Annotated in this window: 19 protein-coding genes and 1 other RNA gene; 10 read left to right on the top strand and 10 right to left on the bottom strand. The window is 46.1% G+C overall.

Going from position 1 to position 17,166, the window contains the following annotated elements; genetic code table 11:
- Nucleotides 1-19: 19 nt before the first annotated feature.
- Nucleotides 20-682: a site-2 protease family protein gene (locus PKF022_RS07210; RefSeq protein WP_281776394.1), complete on the bottom strand. Its 663-nt coding sequence runs from the start codon at nt 680-682 to the stop codon at nt 20-22.
- Between the two features lie 28 nt (nt 683-710).
- Between PKF022_RS07210 and PKF022_RS07205 the strand changes: the two genes are divergently transcribed.
- Genes PKF022_RS07205 through crcB form a run of 4 tightly spaced genes read left to right on the top strand, consistent with a single transcriptional unit; the run spans nt 711 to nt 2,237 of the window.
- The gene (locus PKF022_RS07205) at nt 711-878 is read left to right on the top strand and encodes a hypothetical protein (protein WP_216212126.1); all 168 of its coding nucleotides are present in this window, start codon (nt 711-713) and stop codon (nt 876-878) included.
- Between the two features lie 44 nt (nt 879-922).
- Complete coding sequence (locus PKF022_RS07200) at nt 923-1,060, top strand: hypothetical protein (RefSeq protein WP_012358215.1); 138 nt, start codon at nt 923-925, stop codon at nt 1,058-1,060.
- A 9-nt stretch (nt 1,061-1,069) separates the two neighbouring features.
- On the top strand, nt 1,070-1,849 hold the full coding sequence (gene ygiD / locus PKF022_RS07195) for a 4,5-DOPA dioxygenase extradiol (RefSeq protein ID WP_281776393.1): 780 nt from the start codon (nt 1,070-1,072) through the stop codon (nt 1,847-1,849).
- A 10-nt stretch (nt 1,850-1,859) separates the two neighbouring features.
- Nucleotides 1,860-2,237, top strand: a complete 378-nt coding sequence (gene crcB / locus PKF022_RS07190; protein ID WP_281776392.1) for a fluoride efflux transporter CrcB — start codon at nt 1,860-1,862, stop codon at nt 2,235-2,237.
- 41 nt (nt 2,238-2,278) lie between these two features.
- On the opposite strand, the gene PKF022_RS07185 is transcribed toward crcB, so the two are convergent.
- The 5 genes from PKF022_RS07185 to PKF022_RS07165 are packed head-to-tail and all read right to left on the bottom strand — an operon-like array spanning nt 2,279 to nt 6,133.
- Nucleotides 2,279-3,256 carry a tripartite tricarboxylate transporter substrate binding protein gene (locus tag PKF022_RS07185; RefSeq protein ID WP_281776391.1) on the bottom strand — a complete coding sequence of 326 codons (978 nt, stop codon included), beginning with the start codon at nt 3,254-3,256 and terminating at the stop codon, nt 2,279-2,281.
- Nucleotides 3,257-3,271: 15 nt separating this feature from the next.
- Nucleotides 3,272-3,793: a chromate transporter gene (locus tag PKF022_RS07180; protein ID WP_281776390.1), complete on the bottom strand. Its 522-nt coding sequence runs from the start codon at nt 3,791-3,793 to the stop codon at nt 3,272-3,274.
- The gene (locus PKF022_RS07175) at nt 3,790-4,335 is read right to left on the bottom strand and encodes a chromate transporter (protein ID WP_216230694.1); all 546 of its coding nucleotides are present in this window, start codon (nt 4,333-4,335) and stop codon (nt 3,790-3,792) included. The genes PKF022_RS07180 and PKF022_RS07175 overlap by 4 nt, the downstream gene beginning before the upstream one ends.
- 14 nt (nt 4,336-4,349) lie before the next feature.
- A complete protein-coding gene (locus PKF022_RS07170; RefSeq protein WP_216230693.1) occupies nt 4,350-5,327 on the bottom strand; it encodes a D-2-hydroxyacid dehydrogenase family protein in 978 nt (325 codons plus the stop codon).
- A gap of 23 nt (nt 5,328-5,350) precedes the next feature.
- Complete coding sequence (locus PKF022_RS07165; protein WP_281776389.1) at nt 5,351-6,133, bottom strand: sulfurtransferase; 783 nt, start codon at nt 6,131-6,133, stop codon at nt 5,351-5,353.
- An 89-nt stretch (nt 6,134-6,222) separates the two neighbouring features.
- Between PKF022_RS07165 and PKF022_RS07160 the strand changes: the two genes are divergently transcribed.
- From PKF022_RS07160 to PKF022_RS07140, 5 genes are read left to right on the top strand one after another with little or no spacing between them, the layout of a single operon-like run.
- Nucleotides 6,223-7,236: a tripartite tricarboxylate transporter substrate binding protein gene (locus tag PKF022_RS07160; protein WP_281776388.1), complete on the top strand. Its 1,014-nt coding sequence runs from the start codon at nt 6,223-6,225 to the stop codon at nt 7,234-7,236.
- Nucleotides 7,237-7,258: 22 nt separating this feature from the next.
- Complete coding sequence (locus tag PKF022_RS07155) at nt 7,259-7,810, top strand: carboxymuconolactone decarboxylase family protein (protein ID WP_281776387.1); 552 nt, start codon at nt 7,259-7,261, stop codon at nt 7,808-7,810.
- A gap of 21 nt (nt 7,811-7,831) precedes the next feature.
- Entirely contained in the window at nt 7,832-8,686 is an 855-nt protein-coding gene (locus tag PKF022_RS07150; RefSeq protein WP_281776386.1) for a pirin family protein, read from the top strand.
- Nucleotides 8,687-9,868 carry a class I SAM-dependent methyltransferase gene (locus PKF022_RS07145; RefSeq protein ID WP_281776385.1) on the top strand — a complete coding sequence of 394 codons (1,182 nt, stop codon included), beginning with the start codon at nt 8,687-8,689 and terminating at the stop codon, nt 9,866-9,868.
- Between the two features lie 31 nt (nt 9,869-9,899).
- On the top strand, nt 9,900-11,762 hold the full coding sequence (locus tag PKF022_RS07140; RefSeq protein ID WP_281776384.1) for a tetratricopeptide repeat protein: 1,863 nt from the start codon (nt 9,900-9,902) through the stop codon (nt 11,760-11,762).
- Nucleotides 11,763-11,829: 67 nt separating this feature from the next.
- Here PKF022_RS07140 and ssrA read toward each other — a convergent pair.
- From ssrA to ompA, 4 genes are all read right to left on the bottom strand, one after another.
- Nucleotides 11,830-12,188, bottom strand: a transfer-messenger RNA (tmRNA) gene (gene ssrA, locus PKF022_RS07135).
- A 65-nt stretch (nt 12,189-12,253) separates the two neighbouring features.
- Nucleotides 12,254-12,934, bottom strand: coding sequence for an HAD-IA family hydrolase (locus PKF022_RS07130; protein WP_281776383.1), 681 nt, complete (start codon nt 12,932-12,934; stop codon nt 12,254-12,256).
- Between the two features lie 8 nt (nt 12,935-12,942).
- On the bottom strand, nt 12,943-13,632 hold the full coding sequence (ubiG, locus tag PKF022_RS07125) for a bifunctional 2-polyprenyl-6-hydroxyphenol methylase/3-demethylubiquinol 3-O-methyltransferase UbiG (protein ID WP_281776382.1): 690 nt from the start codon (nt 13,630-13,632) through the stop codon (nt 12,943-12,945).
- Between the two features lie 96 nt (nt 13,633-13,728).
- Nucleotides 13,729-14,298: an outer membrane protein OmpA gene (ompA, locus tag PKF022_RS07120; protein WP_216230685.1), complete on the bottom strand. Its 570-nt coding sequence runs from the start codon at nt 14,296-14,298 to the stop codon at nt 13,729-13,731.
- Between the two features lie 159 nt (nt 14,299-14,457).
- Between ompA and gyrA the strand changes: the two genes are divergently transcribed.
- Complete coding sequence (gene gyrA, locus PKF022_RS07115) at nt 14,458-17,166, top strand: DNA gyrase subunit A (RefSeq protein WP_281776381.1); 2,709 nt, start codon at nt 14,458-14,460, stop codon at nt 17,164-17,166.

Below are 17,166 nucleotides of genomic sequence, written 5' to 3'. Positions count from 1 at the left end.
ACAGTCTTTTCCGCTCGTTTTAAAAGATCATTCTTAAGGGGCTTGTGAGCAAAAGGATGAGCCATTCAAAAAAGCTCATCAGGGGAGCCATCCATAAAGCACTAATGACCCCAGTAAATACCAGTCCCAACACAATAAAAAAGCCCCAAGGCTCTAGCTTCCCTAGAGCAATTGATTGGCGGGCAGGTAGTAGGCTTGCTAGTACGCGACCTCCATCCAGAGGAGGAAGTGGGAATAGGTTAAACACGAGTAAACCCAAATTCCAGGTAATGCCCGCTTGAGACATGGAAATCAGAAATTTCTCATTGATCCCAAAACCTACCAAGCCAATTAATAGAATGAGCCAAATCAGTGCCTGAATGAAATTGGATCCTGGTCCTGCCAAGGCAACCCAGATCGAGTCAATTCGGGGGTTTCTGAGGCGCCCAAAATTCACAGGCACTGGCTTGGCATAGCCGACTAAAAAGGGTGATCCAGTCAGAAGCAAGACTAAGGGGATCAAGATGGTTCCTACGGGATCTATATGTTTGGCAGGGTTTAGGCTGACTCGTCCCAGCATGTATGCCGTGTTATCCCCAAATCTACGGGCGGCGTAGCCATGGGCTGCCTCGTGAATAGTGATGGCAAAAATCAGGGGAATCGCATTAATGGCGATAGCTTGGATAGAATAGTCGGTAATCATGGCAATATGATATCCATAGGAGCTCAAAGTGACTGACGAAAAGAAACCCGATTCAAAGACCCCGGCTAAGGCAGTAATTGCTAAGCCGCCAGCACGTCCACCCGTCCCAAAAGGCCCATCTGGACCTGCTGGAAGGCCTCAGGCAGGCTTTGGTGGGGGAAAAGGCATGATGCGTAAGGCTGGTCGCGGTCGATAGTGGATAATTACCCCACTCATTAATGTGTTTACAGAGGATTTAGCATGAACGAATGGCATAACGAATCAAAAGAAGAAATCAACAAAAAGATCATTACATTGATCGTGATGTTGGGCGCCGCTACTAGCTTGGCTATTTTGTTTGCTTTGGTTGCAGCACACACAGGTTACGTATTCGGTTAATCTGCATTAATGACTAGCCATCGCCAACCTGCAGTATTTGCTGGCCATGGTAGTCCGATGTACGCCATAGAGCCCAACCGCTTTACTGCGGCATGGTCCGCTCTAGGAAAAACATTCAAACGCCCAGACGCTATATTGGTGATCTCGGCTCATTGGGTAACCCGAGGTGTTTGGGTTACTGCAATGCCTAAGCCTAAAACAATTCACGACTTCGGCGGGTTCCCACAAGCCCTTTTCGATATTCAATATCCCGCACCAGGCAGTCCTGCCTTAGCTGATCGCATACAAGAATTATTGAGTGTGCCTGTAGTGCTTGAAGAAAACGAATGGGGGATTGACCATGGTGCGTGGTCAGTTCTTAAATATCTCTACCCAGATGCGGATGTACCAGTGGTGCAGTTGAGTTTAGACGGATCAATGTCAGCGCGCGAGCATTACGAGTTGGCTAAGCAATTGCGTCCATTACGTGATGAAAACATTCTCATCCTATCCAGCGGTAACGTAGTGCATAACTTGCGTACCATTCACTGGCAAGAAGATGCTGAACCTTATCCTTGGGCAAAAGATTTCAACGACTTTTTTGTCTCAGAAATACGTGCCAATCACCATGAGCCTTTGATTGATTGGGAGCGCTACGGTGACGCAGCTCACATGTCGATACCAACCGCTGAACACTATTGGCCCGCTCTATATACCCTAGCTTTACAAGAGAAGGGTGAGCAAGTGACAATCTACTCTGATGGTATCGAGATGAGTTCAATCAGTATGTTGGGTTTCTCCATTCAATAAAGAACAGATTATGTGGCTATCTATTTTTGCAATTTTCTTTGGAGCCGGTTTAGGTGCTCTATTAAGGGCTGGCTTTAATTTCCTAACGGTTGGCGTTGGATCTGTATTGCCTCTAGGAACCTTTACCTCCAATATGGTCGGTGGTTATTTAATTGGTATTGCGGTAGCATTTTTTGGCAATAACCCACACCTCTCGCCAGAGTGGAAGCTTTTAGTGGTTACTGGCTTTTTGGGCGGCCTGACCACTTTCTCCAGTTTTTCTGCTGAGGTTGTTGGCTTTATGCAGCGCGGTGAATTTACTTGGGCCTTAGGCACCGCATTATTGAATTTAGTTGGCTCACTGGTTCTCACCTTTTTAGGTATTCTGACCTATCAAGCGCTGAAATAAATAAAGGGGCCTAGAGCCCCTTTATTGTCATTACATCCTTTTTACTCTGGCTTGATGTTTGCGCTTTTCACTACTGCGCTCCATTTACTTGCTTCGGATTTGACGAGGGCGGCAAATTCCGCAGGACTCCCGCCGCCAATCTCATTCCCTTGCGAGAGCATCAGTTCGCGCAACTGAGGATCCTTCAGGGCTTCATTCGCAGCGGCATTGAGCTTATCAATAATGGCTTTAGGCGTTCCTTTGGGCGCAATGAGACCTTGCCAATTAAGTACCTCTACTTTGGGATAGCCTAATTCAGCAAAGCTGGGTACGTTAGGAAGTAGGGGCGAGCGTTTCTTACTAGTAATGGCAAGCGGACGAATCTTATCGGCCTTAATACTGGGTACGGCTGAATACATTTGATCAAACATCAGATCAACATTACCGGCCATTAGATCTGTTAATGCAGCAGAGCCGCTTTTATATGGCACATGAATCATCTGAATACCAGCATTGAGTTCAAAAAGTTCTGCCGAGAGTTGATGGCTGCCTCCAATACCGCCAGAGGAAAACGTGAGAACGCCCGGCTTTGCTTTTGCTGCCGTGACAATATCTTGAACCGTTTTAAATGGTGAGTTGGGATTGACCACCAAGACTAATGGGCCTTTTTCTACAAGGATGATCGGTATTAAATCTGTCTCAGGGTCATAACGTAAATTGCCGAAGAGTGTTTTATTGACTGCCATTGGCGCAAAGTTACCCATGCCGATGGTGTATCCATCGGGAGCAGCACGAGCAATCATCTCTGTACCAATGTTTCCGCCTGCACCTGGTTTGTTATCCACCACAATTGGTTGCTTTAGGGTGAGACTCATCTTCTGAGCGAGTTGACGGCTTCTGGAGTCTGCACTTCCGCCCGCTCCATAAGGAACAATAAAGTTAATCGGCTTGGTGGGATAAGTGCTTTGAGCAAAAGCTGCTGTAGAGATAAATGAGAGTAGGCACAGTAAGTGGGTAAAGAGCTGTTGAATGATTCGCATATCTTTTTTGATCAATTAAATAAATCCTAGAACGCCCAAAACTCCACCCACAGCAATTAAATAGAGTGGGTGCCAGCGAGTAAACACAGTAAGTCCAATGGTGGCAATGGTCAAGATGTATGCGGCAGTCCCATGGTTAATTTGTAGGGCGATTTCCCAAGCAGAAGATAAAACTAGTCCAATCGCTAGTGCTGCTGCTGCGTATTGAATGGCTTTCTTTTTAATAGGGTCTTTAATTCCCAAGATGAAACGCTGTAAGAAAAAAATCAAGATAGAAGATGGCCATACTATGGCAAAGGTGGCAACGAGCGCACCAATAATGCCGTAGATGTGCCAGCCCAATAGGGTCACCGTCATAAAATTCGGTCCCGGGGCTGCTTGGGCTATTGCAAAGTAATCTGAGAAAGTTTGTAGATCAATCCATCGCTCTTGATTGACGGCTAAATTTAATAGCTCTGGCAAAAGCGCATTGACACCACCAAATGCAATCATGGAGAAGACGGAGAGCTTTAAAAATAGGCTCAACAGCATACTCATATTCTGAGAGCCTTTTTACGCGCCAAGAAGATGGCTAATGGTGATGCAGTTAATACGACCCAGCCTAAGCCCAAATGAAAATAGGTGGCTGAAAGAACTGTGACCAAGACAACCAATAACATCGCGGGATAACGAAACTCATCGCGCAGCATCTTTAATCCGGTGGAGGCAATCAGGCCCACACCCACTGCAGAAATGCCACGCAAGATTCCTTGGACGGTATCAAGATGACTGTAGTGCTTATAAAGCGTAGCCAATAACATCACAATTGCAATCGGTCCAAGCGTAAGGCCAAGTACAGCCGCAACCGCACCTCTTGCTCCGCCAAATCGGGATCCAACACAAACAGCTAGATTTACGACATTTGGACCAGGAACGATTTGGCATATACCAAGGATGGCGCTAAATTCTTCTGAAGTCAGAATTTTTTCACGCTCAACTAAGGTTCGTCTGGCCCAGGGAAGTACGCCTCCAAACCCAGAGAGGCCAATCTTGCTAAAGCTAATAAATAATTGAAGAGAGGTTAGTCGAGTGGACGGCATTTATCAATAATGACTTATTGAGGCTTAAAGGGGTGTGGTACTGGCCTATTCTCCAACCATGCTTCTAGAGTCTCAGTAATGCCTTTTGAGAAGGTGGCAAAAATAGGTTCAGCAATAAACCCAAGATGTGGCGTCACAAGTAAATTTGGAGTGTTGCGCAACCCATCTTTTTCTGGAAGAGGTTCAATATCAAAAACATCTACCGCAGCTTGACCTGGCCGGCCGACAGATAATGCTTTTTGTAAATCTGACATATTGATCAGCGCAGATCGTGAGGTGTTCACCAAAATAGAATCTGGACGCATGAGTGCTAGTTGATCAGCGCTAATTAAACCTTTTGTGCCGGGGCCGGCTACCAAATGCATGGACACTACTTTAGAGGTCTTTAGAAGCTCATCAAGACTTACTGCCGTTGCGTTTTCGGCTGCAGCGCGTTCCGGGGTCATGCGTGGACTCCATGCTACAACCTCCATACCAAATGCAGCGCCCACACGAGCCACGCGGCTGCCGATGGCACCCAGCCCCATAATGCCTAGGCGCTCACCCGAAAGCATGGGCAACACAGACATCGCGTCACGCCATCCACCAGATGCAATCAATTTATTTTCTTCAATCAATCGCTTAGATGCACCAAGAATTAATGCCCAAGTCAGCTCTGCCGTAGTTTCTTTAGAAGGTCCGCCAGGAGTGCAGGCCATTGGAATGTTTCTGGAAACCAAGGCAGATGCCTCTAGAGTGCCATTACGTTCGCCGGTAAACATTAAAAACTTGAGCTTAGGTAAGCGTGCAATCATGGCTTCATTAAAAGGGGATCGATCTCTGACAATGGCGATCGCATCTGCGTCCTTAACGGCTTCGTATAAGGCTTCATCACGTAAAGGCTCATGATAGATAGTGAGCTTTGCTTGTTGATCTAATTTATCCCAATTGGAAAAGCGGCGTAGAGCACGCTCATAGTCACCGAGAACAACGATATTAGGTAATGAGGCCATGAATAAAGAATACTTTCAGTAAGTTAATCTGTTGAAGAGTCCATGCGGAGTTTTTTTCGAATAGAGCGCTCTACGGGAATAGAGTCCAGGTTGGGCTCAAGGGCCTCACGCTCATCAAAGACAAAGCAGCTACCTTGATAATGAGCAGAGCCTACTTCCTCAAAGTACTTTAGTATTCCCCCCTCCAATTGGTAGCTATGTTGCATCCCAATCTCTCGCATGTAGAGGCCTGATTTCTCACAGCGAATTCCGCCGGTACAAAAGCTCACTAACGTTTTATCTGCCAGCTCATCCTTATGAGCAGAAATTGCTGCAGGAAATTCTGTAAATTTTTCAATATTGAAATGCAAAGCATTCTCAAAAGTGCCGTAGTCGACTTCAAAGGCATTACGTGTATCAACCATCACAACTGGTCGACCTAGATCATCAGTGCCGCGATCCAACCACTCCTGTAATTTTTTAGGGCTAATGAAGTTGGCACGACCTTCTTCTGGACGAATGGCTGGATGGTTCATGCGAATAATTTCATTTTTGAGTTTAATGAGCATCTTTTTGAAAGGTTGATCATCAGACCAGCTTTCTTTTGCTTGGAGTGGTTCAAATCGAGGATCAAGACGTAGCCAATCTAAAAATCCACGAAGTGCATCGGCCTTGCCAGCCAGGAACATATTGATACCTTCACCCGTTAACAGGATGGTGCCTTTCAGTTGACGTACATTGCATTCATCGAGCATTTTGGCGCGAAGCTCTGGCAAGCCATCTAGGCTGACAAATAAATAGGCGGCAATATTTAGAATCGACTTCATTTTTCTCTCACTTGGCTACCCCAGCATTATCGAGCAAATAGGCTGCGGGGGTGTTAACCTTGAGGTCTTATTAATAGGAGACAAATCCCATGATGGATTTAGCAAAATTGGCCAAAAGAGTCTTTAAAAACACCTTATTAAGCGTATTAATGGCCTTAGGGGTCAGTGGGTTTGCATTAGCCCAAACTGCTGCAGTGGGCGCTTGGCCCACCCAAAAGCCAATTCGTTTAATCGCAGTATTTCCTCCGGGCGGTTCGGTTGACCAGGTTGCCCGTGTGCTGGCACCGGCCCTACAGTCAGAATTAAAGCAAAACGTGATTGTTGAGAATATTGGTGGAGCCTCTGGTGTCATTGGCACTTCCGCGATGACGCGTTCCGATCCAGATGGTTATACCTTTGCAGTGGTATTTGACACTCACGGTGTGAATCCTAGCCTCAAAGACAAGCTTCCCTACGACACGATTAAAGATATTGCTCCTGTGGTGTTAATTGGAACATCGCCAATGGTTTTGGTTGCCAGTAAAAAATCGGGCATCACAAGCTTTAAACAGTTAGTAGATCTTTCTAAGACCGGCAAGCAATTCAGTTACGGCTCTATCGGTATCGGCAGCTTAGGCCACTTGGCAATGGCTCGTCTCGCAAAACAGGCCGGCTTTGATTGGAATCACATTCCCTATCGTGGTGGTGGTCCCTTGATGCAAGATGCATTAGGTGGTCAAGTAGAGTTAGCGGTAGGCTCCGAATTTTTGGTGAAGCCACACGTTGATAGTGGTGGCGTTATTCCTCTGGTTATTACTACCGCTAAGAGATCACCATCTCTACCTAACGTGCCAACTATTTCAGAGAGTGGCTTTCCTGGATTTAGTGCGCCTGCATGGTGGGCAGTATTGGCTCCCGGTAAGACTCCACCAGCAGTAGTGGATGCGATGAATAAGGCTTTGAATAAGGCATTGAAAACCCCTGCTGTTGCTGAGAAATTTAAGGCTCAAGGCATTCAAATTGTTGGAGGCACTCCGGAAGCCGCCCAAGAGTTCATTGGTAAGCAAATTGGTATCTGGGGTAAGTTCGTCATTGAAAACAACATTAAAGAAACTGCTCAGTAAAAAGAGTTGATAAGAGGCAACTATGTCCGAACGTTTAATTCCGTATCAGCCAATGGACTTGGCTGAGCCAGCTGAGTTGGTGGCCGCCATTCGCAAAAGACGTGGTGGTCAATTTATCAATTTAGACCGTATGCTCCTGCACAGCATCCCTATTGCTGAAGGCTGGAATCATTTTATTGGCGAGATTCGGAATAATTTATCTTTAGATCCCAAGTTGCGCGAGTTAGCGATGTGTGGCGTAGCAGTTCTCAACGGTGCTGAGTATGAATTCTTTCACCATGCGCCGCCCTTTAAGAAAGCGGGCGGCACTGAGGAGCAGGTTCAAGGCTTACGTCTGATCGGACAACCGAATTTCCCGAAAGAGTTGTATTCGCCTTTAGAAAATGATGCCGTTGATTTAACCTTTCAGATGACGCGCAATATCAAGGTAGATCCTGAGTTGATGAAGCGTTTACAAAAGGCGTTAGGAAGTACCGATACGGTAGAGTTGGTAACGGTCATTGCCGCTTACAACATGGTGTCTCGCTTCTTAATTGCGCTAGATGTTAATCCTGAAGATCATCCTCCCGCTTAAAAGAAATATAAGCCTTCGAACATGATCCGTAACATTCAAACTATTATTCCTGGCATTGCCACTTCTGATGGTGCGGGTGTGAAATTGCGACGTAGTCTTGGTGGACAGAATCAAGTGAGGCTAGATCCCTTTTTGATGCTCGATGAATTTTCTTCAAACGATCCGAATGATTACGTGGCAGGCTTTCCAGCCCACCCGCATCGAGGATTTGAGACAGTGACCTATATGCTTGAAGGTCACATGTTGCATGAGGATCACCTGGGAAACCAAGGCCATCTCAAAACGGGCGGCGTTCAGTGGATGACTGCCGGAAGAGGCATTATTCATTCGGAGATGCCGCAACAGGTTAATGGTGCCATGCGCGGCTTTCAGCTGTGGATTAACTTGCCTGCCAAAGAAAAGATGAAGGCGGCGGGATATAAAGATATTCAGGTAGAGGATATTCCTAAGGTTGATTTGGAGAATGGCGGCACAGTGAAAGTGATTGCTGGCACTTACAGTCAAGAGAGCAAAGAAGTTAAGGGACCGATTCAGGGCATTACTACGGCCCCTTTATTTTTAGATGTGCACTTACTGCCTGATTCAGAATTTGAGCACCGCATCCCTAAAGAGCTCAATGCATTTATTTATGTATATGAAGGCGATTTAGAAATTGGCGGCCCTATGAGGTCAGTTCCAAAGCAGGCGGCGATCGTGCTTGGCGATGGCGATCGCCTAAAGGCTAAGACAGGATCCGTTGGCGCTCAATTCATTGTCCTTGCCGCTTTACCTCTGCATGAACCGATTGTTCAATATGGCCCCTTTGTCATGAATACACGTGCCGAGATTGAGCAAGCAATCGATGATTATCAAAACAATCGTTTTGTGGTTTCTTAGGTGACTCAGTTATCAATTCTTCAATGGGAAGAAGGCGGACAAACGCATAGCGCTAGTTGGCATTCAGAGAATGGTATTGCCCCGCATAAAAAGATTCAAATCGTTGATGACACGATGACTGCTGATATTGCTTATCGCTTGGCTTGCGAGGGCACGGCGATGCTTTATCGGGGGGATTTTCAGAATGCCCGACAGCTTCTACAGGCCTTGGTAAGAAGGGTGGATAAACCTTCCAAAAAGTCTACTCGAGCTGACAGAGTGGCAAAAGAGAAAACTAAAAGCCCCTTAGACACATTTAATTTGCATCGTCTTGCCCAATCTCAGCGCGCCCGTATTCTGGGAATGATTTTGATACAGGTAAATCCAGACCATAGCATCTCTCTCAGGCGCGCTCCCGATGTGGCTCAAGCCTGCTCCGAGGTTTATGGAGGCCGGAATGACTCGTATGTAATCTCTTTGCGTGAATTACTTGGAGTCATCAGCGCTCATGAGTGGCGCAAGAATGGTGTTCAAGTATTAATCAGGGATGATGAGGAGGTTCGTATTCATCCGCATTATGGCGTGTTCTCGCCTGTGCGTGGCGAGTACATTGAATTAATTTTAAAAACTCCGTTACCCGAAGTTATTCAAAAATCTTCAACCGCTTTTGATATTGGTGTTGGTACTGGTGTGCTCTCAGTAGTTTTGGCTTTGAGAGGAATCCAGAAAATTGTTTCTACAGATTTGGATGATCGCGCCATTACATGCGCACAAGAAAATATTGATCGCTTGGGTTTGCAATCTCAAATAGAGGTGCTCAAGACTCATTTATTTCCAACAGGTAAAGCCGCGCTTATTATTTGCAATCCACCATGGCTACCAGCTCGACCAAGTTCCTCACTTGAGCATTCGGTATATGACCCTGAGAGTCAGATGCTGAAAGGATTTTTGCTTCATTTAAAGAATCACCTGCTTGATGGTGGCGAGGGGTGGCTCATTCTCTCTGACTTGGCAGAGCATCTGGGCTTGAGGACGAGAGATGAGCTTCTCCAATGGATCGAGCAAGCTGGGTTGCGGGTTTTGGGTCGAATAGATACCAAGCCAACCCATAACAAGGCATTTGATAAGGCTGATGCATTGCATGTGGCCCGATCCAAGGAAATTACCTCCCTATGGCGTCTTGCTGCCCAAGCCAAGATTTAAGATTGAATCCCGATTAATTTATATTCTTGGTATGTTCCAAAACGTTTTTGAGGCTCTGCAAAATAATCAATTTCTTGAGGCTGAATCTTTGCTTGAGAAAATGGTTATTGCCAATCCAGGAAACCCAGATGTCTTGCATTTGATGGGCGTTGTTTGTGGAATGCAACATCGTCCAATTGATGCTTTGGTATTTTTTGAGCAAACGTTACAGGTCACCCCTGATAATCCAGCACTCCTTTTTAACGCCGCAAAAGCTTTGTCCACTCTACAAAGAGATGCTGAAGCACTTGAGTACCACCGGAGAGCAATCAGTTTAGATCCCGAAAATCCTGATATCTGGCTGAATTACGGTAGAAGTTTAGATAATCTTCGGCAGCGAGAAGAGGCTTTGGTTTGTTACGAAAAAGCAGTTGCCTTACAGCCCAATATGACTGAGGGATGGTTCAACAAGGGAAAGATTTTTGGTGAACTCAAGCGCTATGAAGAGGCTTTGCATGCCTATATCGCTGCATATCACCTGCGACCTACCGAACCATTTTTACTCGGCATTATTTTGCATTACAAAATGCTCATTTGTGATTGGGCAGACCTGGAAGGCATGTATTTAAAGGTTCAGGAGGATTTACGTGCCCATCAGTTGGTAGCTGAGCCTTTTGGTTTTCAGGGAATTTCAGATTCTGAGAAGGATCTTTTGGAGACAGCAAAGATATTTGCTAAACAACGCTTTCCTGCAAAAGAAAATATCTCCGCAGAGTCTCCCGTTAAGAGAAAAAACGAAAAAATACGTATTGCCTATTTGTGTGGGGAGTTTAGGGATCAGGCAACATCCGTATTAATGACTGGTGTTTATGAATGCCATGACCAAAAATATTTTGAAATCTATGCTTTAGATAATGGCTGGGATGATGGCGGCGTTCTGAGGCCGCGCATGAAAAACGCATTTAAGGAAATCATCGACATCAGCCAGAAAACGGATCACCAAGTGATTCAATTAATTCAGGAATTGAATATCGATATTTTGGTAAACCTCAATGGTTATTTTGGGGAGGGGCGTCAAAATATCTTTGCATCTCATCCAGCACCTATTCAGGTTAATTATTTGGGTTTCCCAGGAACCTTGGGCGCTGACTATATGGATTATTTGATTGCAGATCCTATAGTGATTCCACCGGATAGCCGCCAGCATTATGTGGAGAAAATTGCGTATATGCCGCATAGTTATCAGGCCAATGATGCAAAGCGCATCATTTCTAAAAGACAATTTTCCAGAGCAGAGTTAGGTTTGCCAGAAAATGCTTTCGTCTACTGCTGCTTTAACAATAATTACAAGATTACCCCCGAAACTTTTGATCGTTGGATGCGTATTCTGAAGGCCGTCGATGGAAGTGTCCTGTGGTTGATTCAGGACAATGAGGCTGCTGAAAAAAACCTGCAGGCTGAAGCACTAAAAAGAGGTATTTCCTCCGACCGCATTATTTTTGCGAAAAGATTGCCCCTTCCAGAGCATTTGGCTCGCCACAAAATGGCAGATCTGTTTTTGGATACGCTTCCCTACAATGCCCACACAACTGCTAGTGATGCGTTATGGGCTGGAGTGCCGGTATTAACCCTCCCTGGCAAAACTTTTCCGGGTAGGGTCTCAGCAAGCCTTCTGGGTGCGTTGGGAATAGAGGGGTTAATTGCTAAAACACCTGAAGAGTATGAGCAACGTGCAATTGAATTGGCGCGCGACAAGTCGGCCTTACAGGCAATCAAGGAGCGTCTTGCTGAGAATCGCTTGGTGAAGCCTTTATTTGATACGCCACGGTTTACTCAGAATTTAGAAGCCCTCTATAAAAAAATGTACGAGCGTCATGAAGCTGGGTTGGCGCCCGATCATATTTCTGAGCTTTAAAAACAACAAAACCTTTCCTCAAAATGAAAGAAAGGTTTTGGTGCAGCCATTTAATGCTGGCTTTGATTGGTGGAGTCGGCGGGAATCGAACCCGCGTCCGCAAATCCTCCACAACAAGTTCTACATACTTAGTCATATCATTTGATTTAATCAGTTAAGCACGGACTGACACGTTCTTCGCTGACGATTCACTAGGTTTTCGAATCATTCCCCGTGACATGAAATGATCTTATCTCTTGTAAATGACCCTGATCTAGCTTGCGCTAGCTGACCCAAGAGAGAATCAGTTCAGGGGCAACCGCAATTAAGCGGCTAGTGCGAAACGTTCGTCGTTTGCAGTTAAAACATTCCCATTGATTTACGAGATAACGGGTCCTCGGTATGCCCTTGATGCTTTGTAATCCACGTCGAAACCATGTCGACCCCGGAGTTCATGCATAGGAAGCCCTATTTTAAGGCCGTCGACCCTAAATTGCCGAATATCTTTTGGCTTATTCCCTGTTGGGGAAGATGATTTGCAGTAAATCGAGCGGTGTATTGATGATGTAGTCTGCTCCCCAGGCTTCAGGAGGCTCTTTGCAGCCACAGTAACCATAGGCGGCGGCTACGGTCTTCATTCCCGCTGCTTTACCTGCCAGAACGTCTCTAATGTCATCTCCAACATAGATTGATTTGGTGGGGTTAATGTTGGTAGTTCTGGCTGCATGCAAGATGGGTTCTGGATGCGGCTTTGAATAAGGTGTGGTGTCACCAGAAACGGTGGAAACGGCTCGCTGGCGCAGACCCATGAGATCAGTTAAGGGATTGGTAAAGCGCTCACTTTTATTGGTAATGATTCCCCAAGGGAGTTTTGCAGCATCCATTTGATCAAGTAAATGATCAATTCCATCAAACAGCTTGCTCTCTACTAGCAAGGCTTTTTCGTAATTACTGAAAAATTCATCGCGCAATAGGTTGAAGTCTGCGTGGTCAGGACTGATTCCAAAGGCGCCCTCAAGCAAGCCACGAGCTCCTGCCGAGGCGTAAGGACGCAGAAATTCATAAGGCTTGGGTGCAAGATTGCGCGCCACGAGCAATTTATTGGTCGCTGCCACTAAATCTGGAGCGGTATCGGCTAGAGTGCCATCTAAATCAAAAAAGATGCCTGCATAGGGGCTGGAAAGATTACTCACGTTTCAGATCACTTTCTGACGGCAATCATGTAGTTCACATCCACATCATCGCCAAGGCTATACACCTGCGTAAATGGGTTGTAACTCAGGCCCTTGATTCCGATCATCTCTAGACCGGCTTGACGCGTAAACGCAACTAGCTCAGAGGGTTTGATGAATTTGGCGTATTCATGGGTACCCTTAGGGAGTAATTTGAGAATGTACTCAGCACCGATAATCGCAAATAAGTAGGACTTAGGACTGCGATTGAGGGTGCTAAAAAATAAAGTGCCACCTGGTTTGCAGAGTTTGGCGCAAGCGCGTACTACTGATGCGGGATCGGGTACGTGCTCCAACATTTCCATACAAGTCACTACGTCATATTGTTCTGGCTGTTCATCAGCAAGTGCTTCTGCTGAGATGGAGCGATAAGTCAGGTTGGCACCCACTTCAAGCGCGTGCAACTCAGCAACTTTGAGTGCTTTTTCAGATAAATCGATACCAGTAGTGTCTGCGCCTGATTGGCAAATCGATTCAGCCAATATGCCACCACCACAACCAATATCCACTACTTTTTTACCCTCTAAATTCACGAAGGATTTGATCCAATTTAGGCGTAGAGGATTGATGGCGTGCAGCGGCTTGAATTCGCTATTAGGATCCCACCAGCGATGGGCTAGGGCGCTAAATTTGGCGATTTCTGACTGGTCGACGTTCATGGTGATTGGCTGTTTGTAGGGCTATTGAAGAAGTTTATGAATATAGCGGAAATAAAAAAGCCCGCTAGAAGCGGGCTTTTTTACAAGTAAAGTGAATTACTTAGCTGCTGTACCAACAACTTCGATGTCAGTACGGCGGTTCTTAGCGCGGCCTTCAGCAGTTGCGTTTGATGCAACTGGATTGCTCTTGCCTTTAGATTCTGTGTAGATACGGCTACCGTCAACACCCTTGCTTACTAAGTATGTCTTAACAGATTGCGCACGACGCTGACCGAGGGCCATGTTGTATGCATCTGTACCAACGCTGTCAGTGTTACCAACAGCGATGATTACTTCTAACTTGATCTTGCTCAAATCTTTAGCGATCTTGTCCAAAGTAGCTTTACCTTCTGGTTTCAAGTCAGATTTGTTGAAGTCATAAAGTGTGTCAGCTTGCAAAGTGATCTTGCTTTGGCTTACACCAGAAGCTGCTGCTTTAGGAGCCAATGCACCGTCACAACCTTTAGCTGCAGTAGCAGGTGTCCAGTTGTTATCGCGCCAGCACAATGTGCCGTCGTTGTTTTTCCAATTCAAGCCAGAGCTGTTTTCCCAGTTATCAGATGCAATTGCTGCAGTAGCAGAAACAGTGATAACAGAAGCCAGCAACACTTTTAGGGTTTTGTTCATTTTTAGTCCTCAAAAATCTCTTTTTTAATTAAAGTCAAACTTAAATGTAATTCGCCCTACCTTGATGCAAAAACTGCAAAGCGACACATCTCAATTTCGTACAAACTGACAGAATCTTAGCATAGGGCCTACCTGTCATCAAAATGATATTATTTCCAGATGGAACAAGCCGCTAAAGAAACACTACCAATATCCCTCGAAGACGAAATGCGGCGGTCCTATTTGGACTACGCAATGAGCGTCATCGTCGGCAGAGCCCTGCCAGACGTGCGTGATGGCCTCAAACCGGTTCACCGCCGGGTCTTATTCGCGATGTATGAATTAAACAACGATTGGAACCGAGCTTACAAAAAATCTGCCCGTATAGTTGGCGATGTAATCGGTAAATACCACCCGCACGGTGATTCTGCGGTGTATGACACGATCGTTCGGATGGCCCAGGACTTCTCTCTGCGCTATATGCTGGTTGACGGGCAGGGTAACTTTGGCTCCGTAGACGGCGATAACGCTGCTGCGATGCGATATACCGAAATCCGCCTCCGTAAGATCGCCCATGAGCTTTTGGCCGATTTGGACAAGGAAACGGTCGATTTTGGGCCAAATTACGACGGTAGCGAGAAAGAACCCCTGATTCTGCCTGCCAAAGTGCCTAATTTGCTGATAAACGGCAGTTCTGGCATTGCTGTGGGTATGGCGACCAATATCCCTCCCCACAACCTGGATGAGGTGGTTTCAGCCTGTTTGCACGTCTTACACAACCCAGAATGTACGATTGATGAGCTGATTGAGATCATTCCAGCTCCGGATTTCCCTACCGCCGGCATCATTTATGGCGTTCAAGGGGTTCGCGAGGGCTATCGCACGGGTCGTGGACGCGTGGTTATGCGAGCAAAGACTCACTTCGAAGATTTGGATAAGGGCACGCGTCAAGCCATCATCGTTGATGAGTTGCCGTACCAAGTTAACAAAAAGAATTTGCTTGAGCGCATCGCTGAGTTAGTCAACGAGAAAAAAGTAGAAGGCATTTCTGATTTGCGTGATGAATCAGATAAATCCGGTATGCGCGTTGTGATTGAACTCAAACGTGGTGAAGTACCTGAAGTAGTGCTCAATAATTTGTATAAGAGCACTCAACTGCAAGATAACTTCGGTATGAACATGGTGGCACTGGTAGATAACCAACCACGCTTGTTGAACCTTAAGCAAATGCTGGAGTACTTCTTACAACATCGTCGTGAAGTAGTGACACGTCGTACGATTTTTGAATTACGTAAAGCACGCGATCGTGGTCATGTCTTAGAAGGTTTAGCAGTTGCGTTGGCAAACATCGATGAGTTCATTGCAATTATTAAAGCTGCTGCGAACCCTGTGATTGCTAAGCAAGAGCTGATGGGCAAAGCATGGGATTCATCAATGGTGCGTGAGATGTTAGCGCGTGCTGAGACGGATACGCCAGGCGGCCGCAACGCTTATCGCCCAGAAGGTTTGTTGCCTGAGTACGGCATGCAAACGACAGGCTTATATCGTCTCTCTGATAGCCAAGCACAAGAAATTTTACAGATGCGTTTGCAACGCTTGACTGGCCTTGAGCAAGACAAAATTGTTAACGAATACAAAGAAGTTATGGCAGAGATTTCTGACTTACTTGATTTGTTAGCGAAGCCAGAGCGTGTTACTCAAGTGATTGAGTCTGAGTTGAAAGAAGTGCAATCTGAATTTGGTATTGCTGGTGGTGACACAGGTCGTCGTTCATTTATCGAAATGAATGCAACCGAACTCTTCACGGAAGATTTGATTACGCCACAAGATTTAGTGGTGACACTCTCAAATACTGGTTATATGAAGAGTCAGCCGCTGAGTGAATACCGTGCGCAAAAGCGTGGTGGACGCGGTAAGCAGGCAGCTGCTACTAAGAATGAAGATTGGATTGAAACACTCTTCGTAGCGAATACGCACGACACAATTCTTTGCTTCTCGGATCGTGGTCGCATGTACTGGCTCAAAGTTTGGGAAGTGCCGCAAGGAAGTCGCACTTCGCGCGGCAAGCCAATCGTCAATATGTTCCCGCTAATTGAAGGCGAGAAGATTACGGTGATTCTGCCGATTAAAGGCTACCAAGACGATCAGTATGTATTTATGGCTACTAGCTTGGGCACTGTGAAGAAGACACGTTTGTCTGACTTCTCTAACCCACGTAAGGCTGGCATTATTGCTGTTGATTTGAACGAAAACGACTTCTTAGTTGGCGCTGCGATTACTGATGGTCAGCACGATGTCATGTTGTTCTCTGATGCCGGTAAGGCAGTGCGCTTTGATGAGAATGACGTTCGTCCAATGGGCCGTACTGCACGCGGTGTGCGCGGTATGAATTTGGGTGAAGGTCATCAAGTGATTGCCATGTTGGTTGCTCCAGCAGAAGCTGCAGAAGGTGTTGAGGCAGCAGTGGTGGATGCGAACGGCGTATCAATTCCAAGTAGCGTATTAACTGCTACCGAGAATGGCTATGGCAAGCGTACGCCAATCGCTGAATACACTCGTCATGGTCGTGGTACTAAGGGCATGATCGCCATTCAGACTTCAGAACGAAACGGTAAAGTAGTTGCAGCCGCATTGGTGTCCCCAGAAGATCAGATTATGTTGATTACTACTGGTGGCGTTCTAGTGCGCACACGTGTTTCTGAAATTCGTGAGATGGGTCGCGCCACTCAAGGCGTTACTTTGATCAATGTGGATGAAGGTACTCGTTTGTCTGGCTTGCAACGTATTGCTGAAAGCGACTCTGATGATGACGCTGATGATGCAGAAGAAAGTGATGTATCTGCTGATCCAGCAACCGACTCTAATGACGATACGGCAGGTGATGCTTAA

Origin of the sequence: Polynucleobacter sp. KF022, assembly GCF_027924105.1 — a bacterium.
Classification (GTDB): domain Bacteria; phylum Pseudomonadota; class Gammaproteobacteria; order Burkholderiales; family Burkholderiaceae; genus Polynucleobacter.
The sequence above is the reverse complement of the archived record's forward strand: the minus strand, read 5'-3'. Positions and strand labels throughout refer to the sequence as shown.